Here is a 14,892-nt window from a genome sequence, read left to right as displayed (position 1 = left end):
GTTCACGGTTTTGGGGTTAAAAGCGTATTTCTATATTCGATTATATTTTTGTGCACCTGTATAATCTTATAGTTCTCTGATAAAACTACAAAATTCTCATCAGCAACTCGGTAATCCTTATTATTTTTTAATAGCTCGGCGTAACCAAGTGCGAAATCTTTCGATTTAAATCCGTGAACGACCACAAATTGGTCTTCTACATTATAAATATCTCTTGAAACTTTGTTTTTATATCTAAGGTCTTCAATTGATTTTTCTAACAGTTCCATCAATTTCAAAGCCTTTTCGTTATTGCTCCTTTTAAAAGGGAAAACCACTTTCCAGTTTGATGTTCCTTTGGAGTCTGTCTCTGGAGAAAAGTCTTTTTGTTCTAATTTAGGAAGCTGCTCGGCAATCATCTGTTCTGCCTTTTTACCTTCTGGATTATTAGGATAAGTCAATGCCACATAGTTCAATGCTTCTTTAAAAAGCTCAAAACCTTGCAACCTTCCAATAGCATTTGCTTTTAACATCTCAAATTTTGGCACAATTGGATCGCCGGTAAATCTATTGATATTTTCCTCTGCACCTGTAATTACCTGTAAATAATGTTGGTCTTGGTATTGTTTGAACAAACTCTCATAGCGCTTTTCTGGACTGTCTGAACTATCTGCCAATACGGCTTGCGGATTCAACAATATTTCAGCGTATCTAGAATCTGCATGGTTGGCAATAATATCTGCCTTCATTGTTTCTTTCAACGGACTACCAACTTCTTCGTAAATTTTATACAAGTTATACTTTGAAGGAAGAATCAATCGTTCTTCGGCATTTGATGCCAATACATTTTCAAGCTTCTCTGCTGCCAACAGATTCTCGTTGAATTTCTCCTTATAGATAAGTCCTAATTGATAGTTCGCAAAATTTCGTTCTGTCTTTAAGCTATCGATTATGGCAACATCTGTTGGTAAACGATCCATATAATAATCTAAAGAGAATTTCTCGTCTTCACTTACCACATTTAAACTATCATTTGCTCCCGGTGCATTTTGTAATGCAATATTCTCACTATTGATAAGTGACTTGTCTGACCAGCGCCAATCATCAGTGAGCTCTCTATTGCCCCAACGGTTTTTAAAATCATTTTGGCCATAGCCTAAACTGGTAATATTGTAGAAATAGAACTTACCCTTATTCTCTTTACCACCTTTACTATTGTTAAAAGCCGCAAAACCATCGGTAATTCTTTGCTTTTCTTTTTTCTGCGCTGCTTCTTTCGCCTTTTGTAATTCTTCAATATGCTTTCCAAAATATGCCAACTGCTCTTCTTTTGGCATTTCAAATACCGTAATAACACTATCGGAATATTGAACTATATCTTCGTATTTAATAACATCTTCAAGGTTATCACGCTTTTTCTTTATTGCCCTAAATTTCTTAGTATTCTCGTTAAGATTGGTCAGTACGCTATCATAATAGGCACCGGCAGGCTTGTAAACACTTTCATCAAAATTATATTCCGCCAAATTCTCATAGTTAAGCGCATTTAATTTTGGTTTGTTCTGCGAAGCCCGAAGCGATTTATTAAAATATACGATTGCCAAACTATCAGCTTCTTGCTCCAAATGAAATTCGGCCAACTGTCTATAAATACCATCTAAAAAGGGTCTGTTTTCTCTATTCAACTCCATTTTAGTCAAATACTCCAAAACCTCTTCTTTATTCTCGCTAGTTACTTTGGTATTCTTAAGTTTTTCAATCTCCGCATTGATCATGTAAACTCTTGGAGATTTTCTGTTCAGCTCAATTACCTTATCAAAAGCATAATTAGCACTGTCCTTAAAACCCATCTGATTGTACAACTGACCAATGATATGGTAATACCTTCCTTTTTCAGGGTTTTTCTTGGTGTAATGCGATGCAACCTTAAGGTTTTGCACTGCAGTATCAGGAGCATTTAGGTTAATATATGCTTGTGCCAACATTGCCCTTGCATCTGCATATTCTTGGTCTTTTAAACGCTCGTACTTCATTAAGCGTTTTAAATTTTTTATGGCAAGGTCGTCGTTTTCTAGTCTGATGTTTACCTTTTCTCTCCAAATACTGGCTTCATTAAGCTTATCACTTTCTGAGTATTTATTAAGAATGTAATTAAAGGATTCTAATGCAGGAATGTAGCGTTCGTCAAAATAACGGGCTTTGCCTAATAGCAGAAAAGCTTCATCTATTTGAGGATTTCGCTCTTCATCCTTAATATCCATACTATGGCGTTGAATAGCCTTGGTCGCTTTTTCTTCTGCAATAAGGAAATTAGGGTTGTTGTCTTCTGAATCTAGTTTTATTTCGCCACTAACTTCTAAACGTTCTATTGGCAACACTTCAAAATAGTCATCTTGATACGTATCGTTTAAAGTTTCTCGCCCCAGGTCAAAAGCAATGTTACCATTATACAAGGTATTGTACTTGGTATTGAGCGCGTGCCAATTACGGTTTACGAACTTGTCTTTCTTGACAGAACATGCATTAAATAGCATACTCGCCAAAACACCGGATAAAATAAGTTTGTTTCTAAGATTCAAAATAGATAATCTACGTATGTATGTTTAACTTAAAAACAACCAGATTATTATACCGTTCATCGGTAAACTGCATATTTATTTTTGAATGATAATAATGGAAACAAGCAGGAAGATACTTTTATAACAGACTGAGTAGTTTGTTTTGACATAAAATGATCAAGATTTCATCATTTTATTGCAGTTAATCTGATCAACGAATTCTTTATCGACTTTTATTAACCTTACAGTAAAGGTGTACTATTGAAAAACCGACCTAACGGTCGGTTTAATAAATTTATGAGGTTTTACACCAAAAGTTAGATTTTCAACTGTAACAAAACCAAAATTACATTGGTTAATCTTCCAAAACCACCTCAGCATTATCTGAACCAAAGAACACTTCTAATTCTTTTAAAGTTTCAGTAGAAGTTTCAATATCTCTTACCACCTCGCCTTTGTTCAACACCACAATACGTTCGCATACTTCGGTTACATGAATTAAATCGTGACTAGAAACCAAAACAGTAACATCTTGCTGTGCTGCAAGCTCTTTTATAATTTGCTTTAGGCGAATTTGCGTTGTGGGATCTAAATTGGCAAAAGGTTCATCTAGAATCACCACTTTAGGATTTCCAATAAACGAAGCCACAATACCTGCTTTCTTTTGATTTCCCTTAGATAAGTCTCTTAAGTACTTTTTCTGACCCAATATTTCACCATGAAAGAAATCTTGATACTGCGCCAATAGTGCATCAACATCGGCTTTGTTTTGACCACGTAGGTCACCAATGAAGTAAAAATACTCTTCGGGAGTCAAATACCCGATCAGAAAAGTTTCATCTATAAAAGATGATGTAAACGGTTTCCAATTTTCACTGGTGTTTACTTGAACTTCGTTATTAATAATATGACCTGTAGTTGGCTGTATTAAATCTAACAGTAAACTAAAGAGCGTTGTTTTACCAGCACCATTATTACCTACCAGTCCAAAACTTTGTCCTGTTGGAATATTTAAAGATTCTATATTCAATACTTTATGTGCGCCGTAAATTTTAGATAAATTTTCTATTGTAATCATAATCTTGTTGTTCTATTTTTTTAGGATGAATGTAATGTGATAAATGGATAAAGCTTAACTCGCTTTCTCTTTAAAGCCCGCAATCATTCCGTATTTCTTTTTCTTGTATTGTTCCGTAATTAAACCTAATAGATAATTCTTCATGGCAAAACCGATAATTCCTAAAACTGAAAGTACACCTACTGCCACTTCTAAATTAAAAATGTAATAAAAGATGGAAAATATAATAATAGGAACAACTAAAACAGGAAGCATTACTAGAAATTGAGTGGCACTTGCACCTTGCATATTACCGAACGGACTCTGATCTAATTCAATCCTTTTCTTGTTGAAAGAACCGAAATATAAAATGACCGGTATATTTACACCTAAATTATATAAGGCACAGCCAAAATTGATTGCCAAGGCATCCCAACCAAAGTAAACATAAGGTATAGTCAATAAAAACATAGCCACTATACTCACCGTAATTAAAGAAACTTTAGACTCCAAATACTTGCGCATGGGTATATTTTGCGACATCATCATACTATAGTAACTACTATCCCAAGCGGGAATAAACTGACCGAAATTACTTAAGAAAATACCGGTCATAAATATGCCGACAAAAGCTTTCATAGGCATCATACTACTATATATATCTTGGGTGTAAAACACTAAGCCGTAAAAAACAAATAGCAGAGAAATATATACTTGAGACTTGGTTCTTTTATTACGCCATATCATTTTAAGATCAAGTTGTAAGAAAGAGCCCATTTCACCAAAACGTTTTGTCCAAGCTAAATCTGAGGTATTTGCCTCTACCGATTTCGCCTTGAGTTTTGCATCTAGGTAAATTTTATCTTTTAAATATGTATAGTTTACATAATACATGAGTAAGGCTAGAGCAACGGGTATCAATACCGTTATTGGATATGCGTAAAGTGCATGAAAAACGGGCGCAAAAAATTCCTTAATAGAAAACACCCCAAAATAATCTAATCCATAGCCCAAAACGAGTAAGCTTACAATAGCAATAAGAACCTTGTCATTTTTATTGACCAAAAGGTTTAAATAGTTAATGCTAAGAACAATTGCCTTTATTGCAACAACCCATAATAATACATTCAATACAGGGTAATCATTGAATAAAAGAACAATAGCGAAGGGAACAATAAAAAATAAGGTCAATAAATTATAAATAGATGCCGCTGATCTACCTAATATATAATGTGCTATGGTACTTTTCTTCACCGGTGTGGTCAAAAAAGGCTTAATGTCCATTACCGGTAGTTTTTGCATAAAATACCTGAGCATTAATTCCATTAGAATCCAGTAAATAAAATATTGACTAACGATCCATAAAGGGTTTTGGTCTGGAAAGAACTTGCGCAGTAAAAAATACATACCCCCACCTGTTACGGCTAGCGATATCAACATATACACCGCAAAAAATCCCATGACTATTTTTATCCCTAAACTTTTACCAAGGTTAGAGGACCTAAAAAAGGATTTCCATTGTAAGGAAGAAAAACGTTTAAACATTCGGTTGGTTTTAGTATTCAAAATATAAGTAAGAAAAATCTTGAGATTGTTACAAACAATTATAAAATTATCTAATCTCTTTGTTTATACCTTAATATATAATTGGTGAAAATTAACCATTCATTACCTCCCGCTTCTTCATCAAAAACTCCCGCTCCAATTTATTCGTAGTTCCCGCCAATGCTTTATCCAAAAAAGAGATTGCTAAATCTTTCTCACCTTTTTTCAGATAATATTCCGCAAAACAACCATAATATAGATAGCCTCTTTGACCAAGTTCGGCTACCTCAATGCAATTCAATAATTGATATGTTTTCGCTAAATCGTTTAGTTGAAGACAAACTGTTGCATAATTTAACAATGTAAACATGTTAGGTTCAAACGTATGCAACTGTTCATACCAATAAGAAATTTTTCTCCAGTTGGTATCTTTAAATGTTTTGGCATTTAAATGTTCAGAGGCTATAGCAGCTTCGTAATGATACACCGAACTATCATCGTAATCCATGGCTTTGTGCATTGCGCTACTTCCCATTTTTATCAGTGGAAAATACCATTTGGCACGGTCTTGATTTTTCAAATTAACCAATTGATTATCAGACGAAATTTTACTTTTCAGTCTTGACATGTGAAAACAGAGTAACGCAAAAAGTGCATACAAACTTCCGCTTCTAAACTGCTCTTTTTTCAAAAGAAGTTGGCAAAGACGAATAGCTTCGCCACACAAATCTTCTTTAATTAATTTTTCTTTATTAGTAGAATGAAACCCTTCATTGAAAGTCAAATAAATAACTTTCATGACCCGCTCCATGCGATTATGAATTGCTTCTGGATCTGGGTATTGAAACTGAATATCCCTTTCTATAATTGTTTTCTTAGCCCGGGTCAGTCGTTTAGAAATAGTTTCTTCTTTGGTCAACAATGCCGCAGCTATTTCTTTAATGCTAAAACCTGAAATTGTTTTAAGCGCAAATGCAATTTGTTCATTAGGATGCAAACTTGGGTGGCAGGCAACGAAAATCATTCGTAACTGACTATCGGCTACTTCGTGGTCTAAAAACAGTTCATCAATCTGTAACGATGATGCACCTGTAGTAATGGCAAGATTTCTATTCTTTTCGGCTTGTATGCTTCGTAGAATATCAATTGTTCTGTTTTTGGCAACCCTGTTCAGCCAAGCTTCTGGATTATCGGGAATTTGGGTTCGCCATTGAGAAGTTGCTTTTATAAAGGTATCCTGTACCGCATCTTCAATGGTTTCTATATATGACAACCCGAAAAAACGGGTTAAAATAGCGACCATCTTCCCGTAATGATGTCTAAAAAGATGGTCTACTACTTTATGTTCCATATATTATTGTTGGTCAAATACCATTACTTCCCTAATTTCTACGGTGCCATCTAAATCGTAATCTGGGTAATCTTCTGCGATTTTTACAACGGCATCGGCATTCTCTGCTTGTACAATATAATACCCTCCAATTAATTCTTTACCTTCAATCAACGGGGCATCGGTTACGGTACGGTTTGGTCCAGATACTCTTTTCACATGTGGCACCAATGCATCACCAGCTTTTACGATACCTTGTTTTTGCATCTTTTCGTTCCAAGCGAACCATTTTCCCATACGTTCTTGCAACTGCTCTGGCGATAAACCTAATTCTTGGTAATCTGCACCAATGAAAATCATCATAAAATCTTTCATAATTTAATCGTTTTAATTTTTACATAGAACTCGCTCTAAGTTCTTTTTGTTTACCTCATGACGTAACCGAAATCAAATTAGGGACAATTTTCATATGTTTTTTTCAAAAAAGATAAATTAAGGATTATTTAATGTGAGAAAAACGCTGTAAAAGCCATTGACCGTTAGACTTTTTTGACAAATGTCATATGATATCGCAAAAGCATGCTTAATTTTGTAAATCGATTTAAAGAAACGAACATATGTCGCATTTTCACCCATTAACGGTAAAACATATCAAGAAATTAACGCCAACATCTGTTGCCGTTACATTTTCAATTCCGAAAGAATTGGCACAGACTTTCACCTTTACGGCGGGTCAGTATATCACCATTAAAAAAGAGATTAAGGGAAAAGAACTTAGAAGAGCATACTCCATTAGTTCATCACCTGAAAAAGATGGCATTACCATCGGCATCAAAAAAGTAGATAATGGCGGATTCTCCAACTACGCCAACTCAGAATTAAAGGTAGGCGATACCTTAGAGGTAATGGAACCAGAAGGTCGTTTCGTATTCAATACGACCAAAGAAGTACAGAACATTGCCGCTTTTGCTGCAGGTAGCGGTATTACCCCTATTATGAGTATTGTAAAATCGGTTTTAGATAGTAACCCTAAGAACAAATTTGTTTTGGTTTACGGTAACAAATCTTACGAAGAGACCATGTTCTATACCGATTTAGTAAAATTAGAACTAGAATATGCCAATCGGTTTTTTGTTTACTTCACCAATAGTCAAACCCGTGAAGACAAGGCGTTATTTGGTAGAATTGATACCTCAACGGTAAATTATGCTTTGTTAAATAAGCATAAAGACGTTGATTTTGATGGATATTATTTATGTGGACCGGAAGAAATGATTCGTTTGGTACAAGATACCTTAATTGAGAATGAAGTGGATAAGGATAAAATTCATTTTGAGCTTTTTACACCAACGGAAATAAAAGAAGAATTACCCATACAGGCAGATGGTCAAACTGCGGTTACCGTACTTGTTGATGATGAAGAATTTCAGTTTACTATGGATAAGAAAACCATAATTCTTGATGCTGTTCTAAAAGAGAATATTGATGCTCCATACTCATGTCAAGGCGGAGTTTGTAGTAGCTGTATTGCCAAAGTTACTGATGGAAAAGCAGAAATGGTCATGAATCAAATTTTGACCGACCAGGAAATTGCGGACGGATTTATCTTAACCTGTCAAGCGCATGCAACGACACCTACTATAAAAGTAGATTTTGATGATGTGTAATATATATTGATGCTTTATAAAAAAAACGTCCTTGAAATCTCAAGGACGTTTTTTTATGAACTATTACTTAATTTAATATTGTTTCAAACTTTCTAACCGCAGCTTCATACCCAATGGCATAGGCTTTTTCAATTCCTCGCCTATCCAGCAATCCTATATGTTCCAATTCTTTTGATTCTAGTACTAAGTCGCAATTATTGATTTTTTGTCGATTAATGGCGTAAATCATCAATCCTGTAACTCTGCCCGTTAATTGAAAAGAGTTGTTCAAATGTTTTTTATCTAAATGAGATACAACCGAAACATTACTACCGATTACAAAATCTACTTTAGGCAATACCGGTTCTGATGGAAAATTGTTCATAATACCACCATCGGCATATAGTTCACCATTATACTCTACCGGGCTAAATACGGGCGGCAAAGCAGCAGAAGCCAACAAAGGTTTTATCAATTCTCCATTATGAATAAACAACTCTTCACCCTTCTGTAAATTGGTAGCGACTACATGAAGCTCTCTATTTAAAGCCTCAAAACTATCTTCTGGAAAGTATTTTTTAAACGATGTTATATAGCTCTCACTATTTAAGAGTCCAGGTTTAGCAACAGCAAAATAATTGTATTTAAATAGCGGTGTTTCCTTAAAAAAACGAAGCATATCCACTACAGGCTTATCTGCAGCGTACAAAGCACCTACCAAGGCGCCAATACTACTACCGGATACCACATTTGCTTCAAGACCAAATTCTTGCATTGCCTTAATAACCCCTATATGTGCCATTCCCCTAATACCGCCACCGGAAAGCACCAAGCCAATGGATTTAGAACCTAATTGCATCTATCTAAAATTAATTTCAAAAAAAATGCCAAGTGAATACTATTATTCACTTGGCATAAAATTAGTCAATATTGCGGACTATGAATCCAATCCGAAGGCATAATAATATTTAGAACCATCTTCATAAACTCCTTCCAACATTACTCCGCCTTTTTTGTTCTCCAAAACAGCGGCAACATCTTCAATGTCATTTATACGCTTACCGTCTATATGAGTAATAATAAACCCTTCTCGCATTTGGGTTTCCTTCTTAATTTTACCTGGGTATAGTTTAGATACCTGAACTCCGCCATCAATATTTAGTTTTTTGGCAGTATCCTTATCTACGTTCTCAAAATCTGCACCTAAAAGATTAAACACCTCTTTCTTTTCTTTCTTGATAAAATCGGTACCTCCTTGAGAATTGTGAAGTTCTACCTCAAATTCTTTCTCCTTACCATTTCTATTAACAGTAATCATTACTTTATCTCCAGGTCTTTTTCCTGCAATAATTTCTTGTAGTCTAGGTGATGTAGCAGTTTCTTTTCCGTCGACACTCACAATAATATCTCCAGATTCCATACCTGCAATATCAGCACCACTATCTTCACCAACTTGTTCTACCCAAACACCTTTGGTAAAGTCAACATCTTTTTCTTTGGCAAGGTTACTATCCATTGTTCTAATGGTTACACCAAGCATACCACGTTGTACGTTACCGAATTTCAATAAATCTTCAACCACTTTGGTAACGATGTTACTAGGCACTGCAAATCCGTAACCGGTATAAGTACCGGTTGTACTGGCAATGGCTGTGTTGATCCCCACCAAATTACCATCAAGATTAACCAAAGCTCCCCCACTATTACCAGGGTTAATAGCCGCATCGGTCTGTATAAAGCTTTCAACCGCAAATTTATCGGTATTAATATGAATGCTTCTTGCCTTAGCACTAACGATACCAGCGGTTACTGTTGAATTCAAACCTAATGGGTTACCAACTGCCAAAACCCATTCGCCAACTTCCACATCATCGGAATTTACCAAAGACATCGTTTTTAAGTTATCTGCCTTTATCTGTAGCAATGCTAAATCTGTAGTTGGGTCAGTACCAATAACCGTCGCCTTGTAGGATTGGTTGTTGTATAAAGTTACTTCAACCTCATCTGCATTATCGATAACATGGTTATTGGTTACAATGTAACCTTTGTCATTAATGATAACACCCGAACCTGTACCTACCCTAGGTCTAGATGAAGATCCTTGCGGAGATTGCCCTTTAAACATATCGCCGAAAAACTCTTTAAAAGGGTCTGGCAATTCTCTTGCACCTTGATTTTGGTATGATGACCCCGTTTGTGTAGATTTAATATGTACCACGGCATCCAATACCTTCTCTGAAGTATCGGTAAAATCCAATAGTTTAATATTACCATCACTGTCTTTAGTGTATAAGGCTTGTGCACCGGGTATGGATTCTACCACGGTTACGCCTGTAGCTTCTTTTGATTCTTGCTTGTTCAATTTTATTACCCCATAACTTACTGCAAGGGCAATAACCGCTGAGAAGAAGTAAACCTTCCAAGCGCCTCTGGAATTTGTATTTGATTTCATATGTAATAGTTTTTAATATTTTTCTGTGTCCCTAGTTTCAATAGCTATGCCATGAATACCTATGTCATTGCTAAAAAAAATTTAAAACTTTTTGAAATTTTAAGGGATTTTTTAGACTAAGTGGTCTGTAACCTTAAAATTACATGAGAATAAGCATATAAATTATGCAGATTATCTGATTTTATAACTTGTTTATAGGCTAATGCCCAAGATATTACCAAAAACGATTTGGTAAAACAAACTGCATAGTCTAAAACTGACAATTTGACTTAAAGTAAAGCTATACTTATCTTTTATTGATACAATTTATGTATTGTTAAAAAACCTTTGCCATATTTTTACGTAAGTTTAACAACGAGAAAGAAAATTAAATTGAATTCACAAGGTACTACTGCTATACTGGTATTTGCCAATTCCGCTAAGGAAGATTTGGTCAATAAGCGTATTGCCAAAGGTGAACGTTTATTCAGTGAGCTTACAAAAAGTACACTCCAAAAAGCTAAGAACTCCGGTTTACCAGTTTTTCATATTTCTGATGATGATCAAATAGGATCGAGTTTTGGGCAACGATTTACCAATGCCATAGCTTCTGTATTTAATAATGGTTTTACAAATATTATTGCCATAGGTAACGATACTCCGCATTTAAAAACCCAACAGCTTAAACTTGCGACCGAGCAATTGGCAAAGGGAAAAACTGTAATTGGCCCGTCAAAAGATGGTGGATTTTACCTTTTAGGTTTACAAAAATCAAATTTTGAAATTAGTGAATTTCAAAATTTGCCCTGGCAACGATTTAGTTTGTACCACAAAATTACCATGTGGTTGCAAAAAGAATCCTCTGAACTAGTAAAATTACCTGCTTTACAAGATTTAGATTGTGAAAAAGATTTAAAGTCCATATTATCGTTTTCAGATGACCTATCACCAACCCTATTCTTGTTGATAGCACAACTAATAAAAAGAAAAAGAGGTTTATACTACACTAACCAGAACTTCTCTTCTTCATACCCAAACAGTTTTCCTTTCAACAAAGGCTCTCCTCCAGTTTCATTTATCTAGATCCCCCTTTATCCAATAGTTGGGTAAGTGAAACCTAAGTCCAAAGCTAAATATGAAACACTTATTACTGGTGTTGACATTGTTCATATTGAACATAGTCAATGCTCAAGAAACAATTACAGGTACCGTTATTGATACCTATGGAAATTCCATACCGTACGTAAACATTGTATTATCCGGTACTTTGACCGGTTCGACCACCAATGAAGACGGTATATATACTATAAATGTTCCCAGTCTTTCAGGTGCTATTGAATTTTCCGTATTGGGATATGAAACACAAGTAATACCAATTAATAATCGAAACACAATCAATGTTACTCTAAACGACTCTTCTGAAATATTGGATGAGGTGGTACTGACTGCATTAGGCTTAAAGAGAGAAACCAAAGAATTAGGCTATGTTGTGCAAAGTTTAGACGCAAAAGGAGTTACCGAAGTAAAATCTGTCAATTTTCTAGATAACCTATCGGGTAAGCTTGCTGGTGTTACTATAAACCAAGGTGCTACCGGAGTAGGGTCTTCCTCTAAAATTACCATTCGTGGTGAAGCTTCTTTCTCCAACAATAACCCGTTGTTTATTGTAGACGGCGTTCCAATCAACAATAACTCAGTCTTCAATTTTACCAATGAGGCCGCTGCCGGATTTCAGGAAATAGATTTTGGAAACGGTGCCATGGAGGTAAACCCCGATGATATTGCTGAAGTTTCTGTTTTAAAAGGACCAAGTGCAGCCGCACTTTATGGAACAAGAGCATCTAACGGTGTTATCATTATTGAAACCAAAAGCGGAAAAAATTCAAAAGGGTTGGGTATTAGTTACAATACCAGCTTTTTTGTGGATTCAGCGTTTCAGTTACCCGATTTTCAGAATGAATACGGACAAGGGAATTCTGGTGAGTTTGCATTCGTAGACGGATTAGGTGGTGGAACAAATGATTTGATTACCTATAGTTGGGGACCACGTTTAGATGTTGGCAACTTAATTCCTCAGTATGATAGTCCGGTTACCTTGCCAGATGGTACGGTAGTACGTGGTGGAGATACTGCTCTTTATAACGGTATAGCCATTACTCCCACGGAATTTAAATCTAACCCAGATAACCTTAAGAATTTCTACGAAACGGGTACCACATTGATTAATAACATTGCAATATCTAACGGATTTGATACAGGTAGTTACCGTCTATCCTTTACAGATTTACGAAGCGAATCTATAATACCGGGTGTTGACCTAGACCGCCAAACGATTAGCGCACGACTAAATTTTCAACCGATTGATAAATTACGCATCAATTCATCCATCAGTTATATCAATTCCGGATCGGACAATAGACCCGCTAACGGTTATGGTTCAGAGAATGCAAATTACTCTTTGGTAGCTTGGGGACCACGTTCTTTAAATATTGAAAACTTAAAAAATTACTGGCAACCAGGCTTAGAGGGTATACAACAATACTCGTACAACTATACCTTTTTTGATAATCCTTATTTCATTCTTAATGAAAACAGAAATTCGTTCAATAGAGATCGTGTTTTCGGAAACATTTCGGCAAGCTATGATATTACAGAACATATAACAGCGTCTATAAGAACTGGTATGGATTATTCTAGTGAGCTACGCCAATTGCGTAGAGCCTATAGTTCTAATAGATTTGCAAATGGTGGCTATGCAGAACATGATGTTTTTTATAGAGAAGTAAATACAGATTTTCTCATAAATTATACCAATAGGTTTAATGATATTAGAGTCGATGTTTCTTTAGGAGGAAACCGATTAGACCTAAAAGCGTTTACCTCACAATCACAGACCACGAGTTTGGCACAACCGGGTATTTTTAGATTATCGAATGCAGCCTCGCCCATAGAAGTTTTTGAATTTGAATCCAACAAAAGAATAAACAGTATATATGGCCTGGCAAAGTTGGGCTATAAAGATTACTTGTTTGTAGATATTACAGGTAGAAATGATTGGTCTAGTGCATTGGCTACACCGTTTTCTGTAGATAATACCTCTTTCTTTTATCCATCCGTCTCTAGTAGTTTTATTTTATCCAACACGGTGAATTTACCTCAGGTTATTTCCTTCGCAAAACTTAGGGCAAGTTGGGCGCAAGTGGGTAATGATACAGATCCTTACCAAACAACTGGTGCATTTGTAGCGCAAACACCTTTTAACGGGCAACCAACATTTAGTAATTCAAATACCATTGCCAATGCAGATCTGCAGCCTGAGCAGACATCTTCTTTTGAAGTTGGTGCTGATATTCGTTTTTTTAACGATCAACTACGGTTAGATGTTTCTTATTACAATGCATTGACTAAAGATCAAATTATTTCATTGCCAATAGGTATTTCATCTGGGTATACGCAACAGGTCGTAAATGGCGGAGAGGTTCGTTCGAAAGGACTGGAAATTATATTAGGAATTTCCCCCGTAATAAATCAGGATTTTAAATGGAACAGCACCTTAAATTTTAGCACCAACAAATCTACAGTAGAAAGTCTACCGCAAGAAGAAGGTCGATTAACATTGGCATACTCTAGAATTTACGATAGTCAAAACCAAACGGTATTTTTGCAAGCTGAAGAAGGCGGTCGTGTGGGTGATTTATATGGAACAGGGTATCTAAAGAATGAAAATGGTGATTTCATTTTAACCGATGAGGGCAGATACATACCCGATAATGAACTGCAAAAATTAGGAAATTACAATCCTGAATTTATGTTGGGTTTCAACAATCAATTCAATTACAAGAAATGGAATATGGGTTTCCTTTTCGATTGGCGACAAGGTGGCATCATCGTTTCTAGAACAAGGGCATTAGGTAATGTTGGTGGTCAGTTAGCAGAAACGGCTTTTAGACCTGAAGGGGGAATTGTACCGGAAGGCGTTGTAAATACGGGCACTACTGATAATCCTGTATATACACCAAATACCATTGCAGTAACGGCAGAAAGTTATTACCGCCAATTTTATGACAGAAACCATGAGGAAAACAATACCTATGACGCTTCCTTTTTAAAGCTACGTCAAGTATCCGTTGGTTATACTTTTGATAATCTTAGTCTGTTCAACCAAGATGCCACGTTGATTTTATCATTGATAGGAAAGAACTTATTTGCTATAACAGAGAATCCACATTTTGACCCCGAGCAATTGGCAGTACAAGGGCAAGGCTTTATTAGCGGTGTTGAAGATATGTCGTATGCCACCACTAGAAGTATAGGTTTTAAAGCCGGATTTAATTTTTAAGAAAAAG

General features: G+C 35.7%; 10 protein-coding genes. 3 read left to right on the top strand and 7 right to left on the bottom strand.

All coding sequences use genetic code 11. The annotated features are described in order from the left end of the window. Positions 1 to 2: 2 nt before the first annotated feature. From porW to DCS95_RS15250, 5 genes are all read right to left on the bottom strand, one after another. Entirely contained in the window at positions 3 to 2,558 is a 2,556-nt protein-coding gene (gene porW, locus DCS95_RS15270; RefSeq protein WP_116771632.1) for a type IX secretion system periplasmic lipoprotein PorW/SprE, read from the bottom strand. 334 nt (positions 2,559 to 2,892) lie between these two features. After that, positions 2,893 to 3,615 carry an ABC transporter ATP-binding protein gene (locus tag DCS95_RS15265; RefSeq protein ID WP_116771631.1) on the bottom strand — a complete coding sequence of 241 codons (723 nt, stop codon included), beginning with the start codon at positions 3,613 to 3,615 and terminating at the stop codon, positions 2,893 to 2,895. Positions 3,616 to 3,669: 54 nt separating this feature from the next. After that, positions 3,670 to 5,139 carry a DUF5687 family protein gene (locus tag DCS95_RS15260; RefSeq protein ID WP_116771630.1) on the bottom strand — a complete coding sequence of 490 codons (1,470 nt, stop codon included), beginning with the start codon at positions 5,137 to 5,139 and terminating at the stop codon, positions 3,670 to 3,672. Between the two features lie 112 nt (positions 5,140 to 5,251). Continuing rightward, the gene (locus DCS95_RS15255) at positions 5,252 to 6,490 is read right to left on the bottom strand and encodes an RNA polymerase sigma factor (RefSeq protein ID WP_116771629.1); all 1,239 of its coding nucleotides are present in this window, start codon (positions 6,488 to 6,490) and stop codon (positions 5,252 to 5,254) included. Between the two features lie 3 nt (positions 6,491 to 6,493). Then, positions 6,494 to 6,844 (bottom strand): YciI family protein, encoded by a 351-nt coding sequence (locus tag DCS95_RS15250; RefSeq protein WP_036150983.1) that lies wholly within the window; start codon positions 6,842 to 6,844, stop codon positions 6,494 to 6,496. Between the two features lie 242 nt (positions 6,845 to 7,086). On the opposite strand from DCS95_RS15250, the gene DCS95_RS15245 reads away from it, so the two are divergent. After that, positions 7,087 to 8,136 carry a ferredoxin--NADP reductase gene (locus DCS95_RS15245; RefSeq protein WP_116771628.1) on the top strand — a complete coding sequence of 350 codons (1,050 nt, stop codon included), beginning with the start codon at positions 7,087 to 7,089 and terminating at the stop codon, positions 8,134 to 8,136. A gap of 67 nt (positions 8,137 to 8,203) precedes the next feature. On the opposite strand, the gene DCS95_RS15240 is transcribed toward DCS95_RS15245, so the two are convergent. After that, the gene (locus DCS95_RS15240) at positions 8,204 to 8,974 is read right to left on the bottom strand and encodes a patatin-like phospholipase family protein (RefSeq protein ID WP_116771627.1); all 771 of its coding nucleotides are present in this window, start codon (positions 8,972 to 8,974) and stop codon (positions 8,204 to 8,206) included. A 78-nt stretch (positions 8,975 to 9,052) separates the two neighbouring features. After that, positions 9,053 to 10,567, bottom strand: a complete 1,515-nt coding sequence (locus tag DCS95_RS15235) for a Do family serine endopeptidase (protein ID WP_116771626.1) — start codon at positions 10,565 to 10,567, stop codon at positions 9,053 to 9,055. Positions 10,568 to 10,939: 372 nt separating this feature from the next. On the opposite strand from DCS95_RS15235, the gene DCS95_RS15230 reads away from it, so the two are divergent. Further along, positions 10,940 to 11,629, top strand: a complete 690-nt coding sequence (locus DCS95_RS15230) for a TIGR04282 family arsenosugar biosynthesis glycosyltransferase (RefSeq protein ID WP_164674211.1) — start codon at positions 10,940 to 10,942, stop codon at positions 11,627 to 11,629. A 52-nt stretch (positions 11,630 to 11,681) separates the two neighbouring features. After that, on the top strand, positions 11,682 to 14,885 hold the full coding sequence (locus DCS95_RS15225) for a SusC/RagA family TonB-linked outer membrane protein (RefSeq protein WP_116771624.1): 3,204 nt from the start codon (positions 11,682 to 11,684) through the stop codon (positions 14,883 to 14,885). Positions 14,886 to 14,892: the final 7 nt, after the last annotated feature.

The organism is Maribacter litoralis, from assembly GCF_003075045.1.
Classification (GTDB): Bacteria; Bacteroidota; Bacteroidia; order Flavobacteriales; family Flavobacteriaceae; genus Maribacter; species Maribacter litoralis.
Note: the sequence above shows the minus strand (reverse complement) of the source record. Positions and strands in the feature narration are given on the sequence as shown.

Excerpts from the sequence above, each read along its gene's own strand:
- DCS95_RS15265 (WP_116771631.1), bottom strand. The coding sequence starts at position 3,615 with ATGATTACAATAGAAAATTTATCTAAAATTTACGGCGCACATAAAGTA.
- DCS95_RS15260 (WP_116771630.1), bottom strand. The coding sequence starts at position 5,139 with ATGTTTAAACGTTTTTCTTCCTTACAATGGAAATCCTTTTTTAGGTCC.
- DCS95_RS15255 (WP_116771629.1), bottom strand. The coding sequence starts at position 6,490 with ATGGAACATAAAGTAGTAGACCATCTTTTTAGACATCATTACGGGAAG.
- DCS95_RS15250 (WP_036150983.1), bottom strand. The coding sequence starts at position 6,844 with ATGAAAGATTTTATGATGATTTTCATTGGTGCAGATTACCAAGAATTA.
- DCS95_RS15245 (WP_116771628.1), top strand. The coding sequence starts at position 7,087 with ATGTCGCATTTTCACCCATTAACGGTAAAACATATCAAGAAATTAACG.
- DCS95_RS15240 (WP_116771627.1), bottom strand. The coding sequence starts at position 8,974 with ATGCAATTAGGTTCTAAATCCATTGGCTTGGTGCTTTCCGGTGGCGGT.
- DCS95_RS15235 (WP_116771626.1), bottom strand. The coding sequence starts at position 10,567 with ATGAAATCAAATACAAATTCCAGAGGCGCTTGGAAGGTTTACTTCTTC.
- DCS95_RS15225 (WP_116771624.1), top strand. The coding sequence starts at position 11,682 with ATGAAACACTTATTACTGGTGTTGACATTGTTCATATTGAACATAGTC.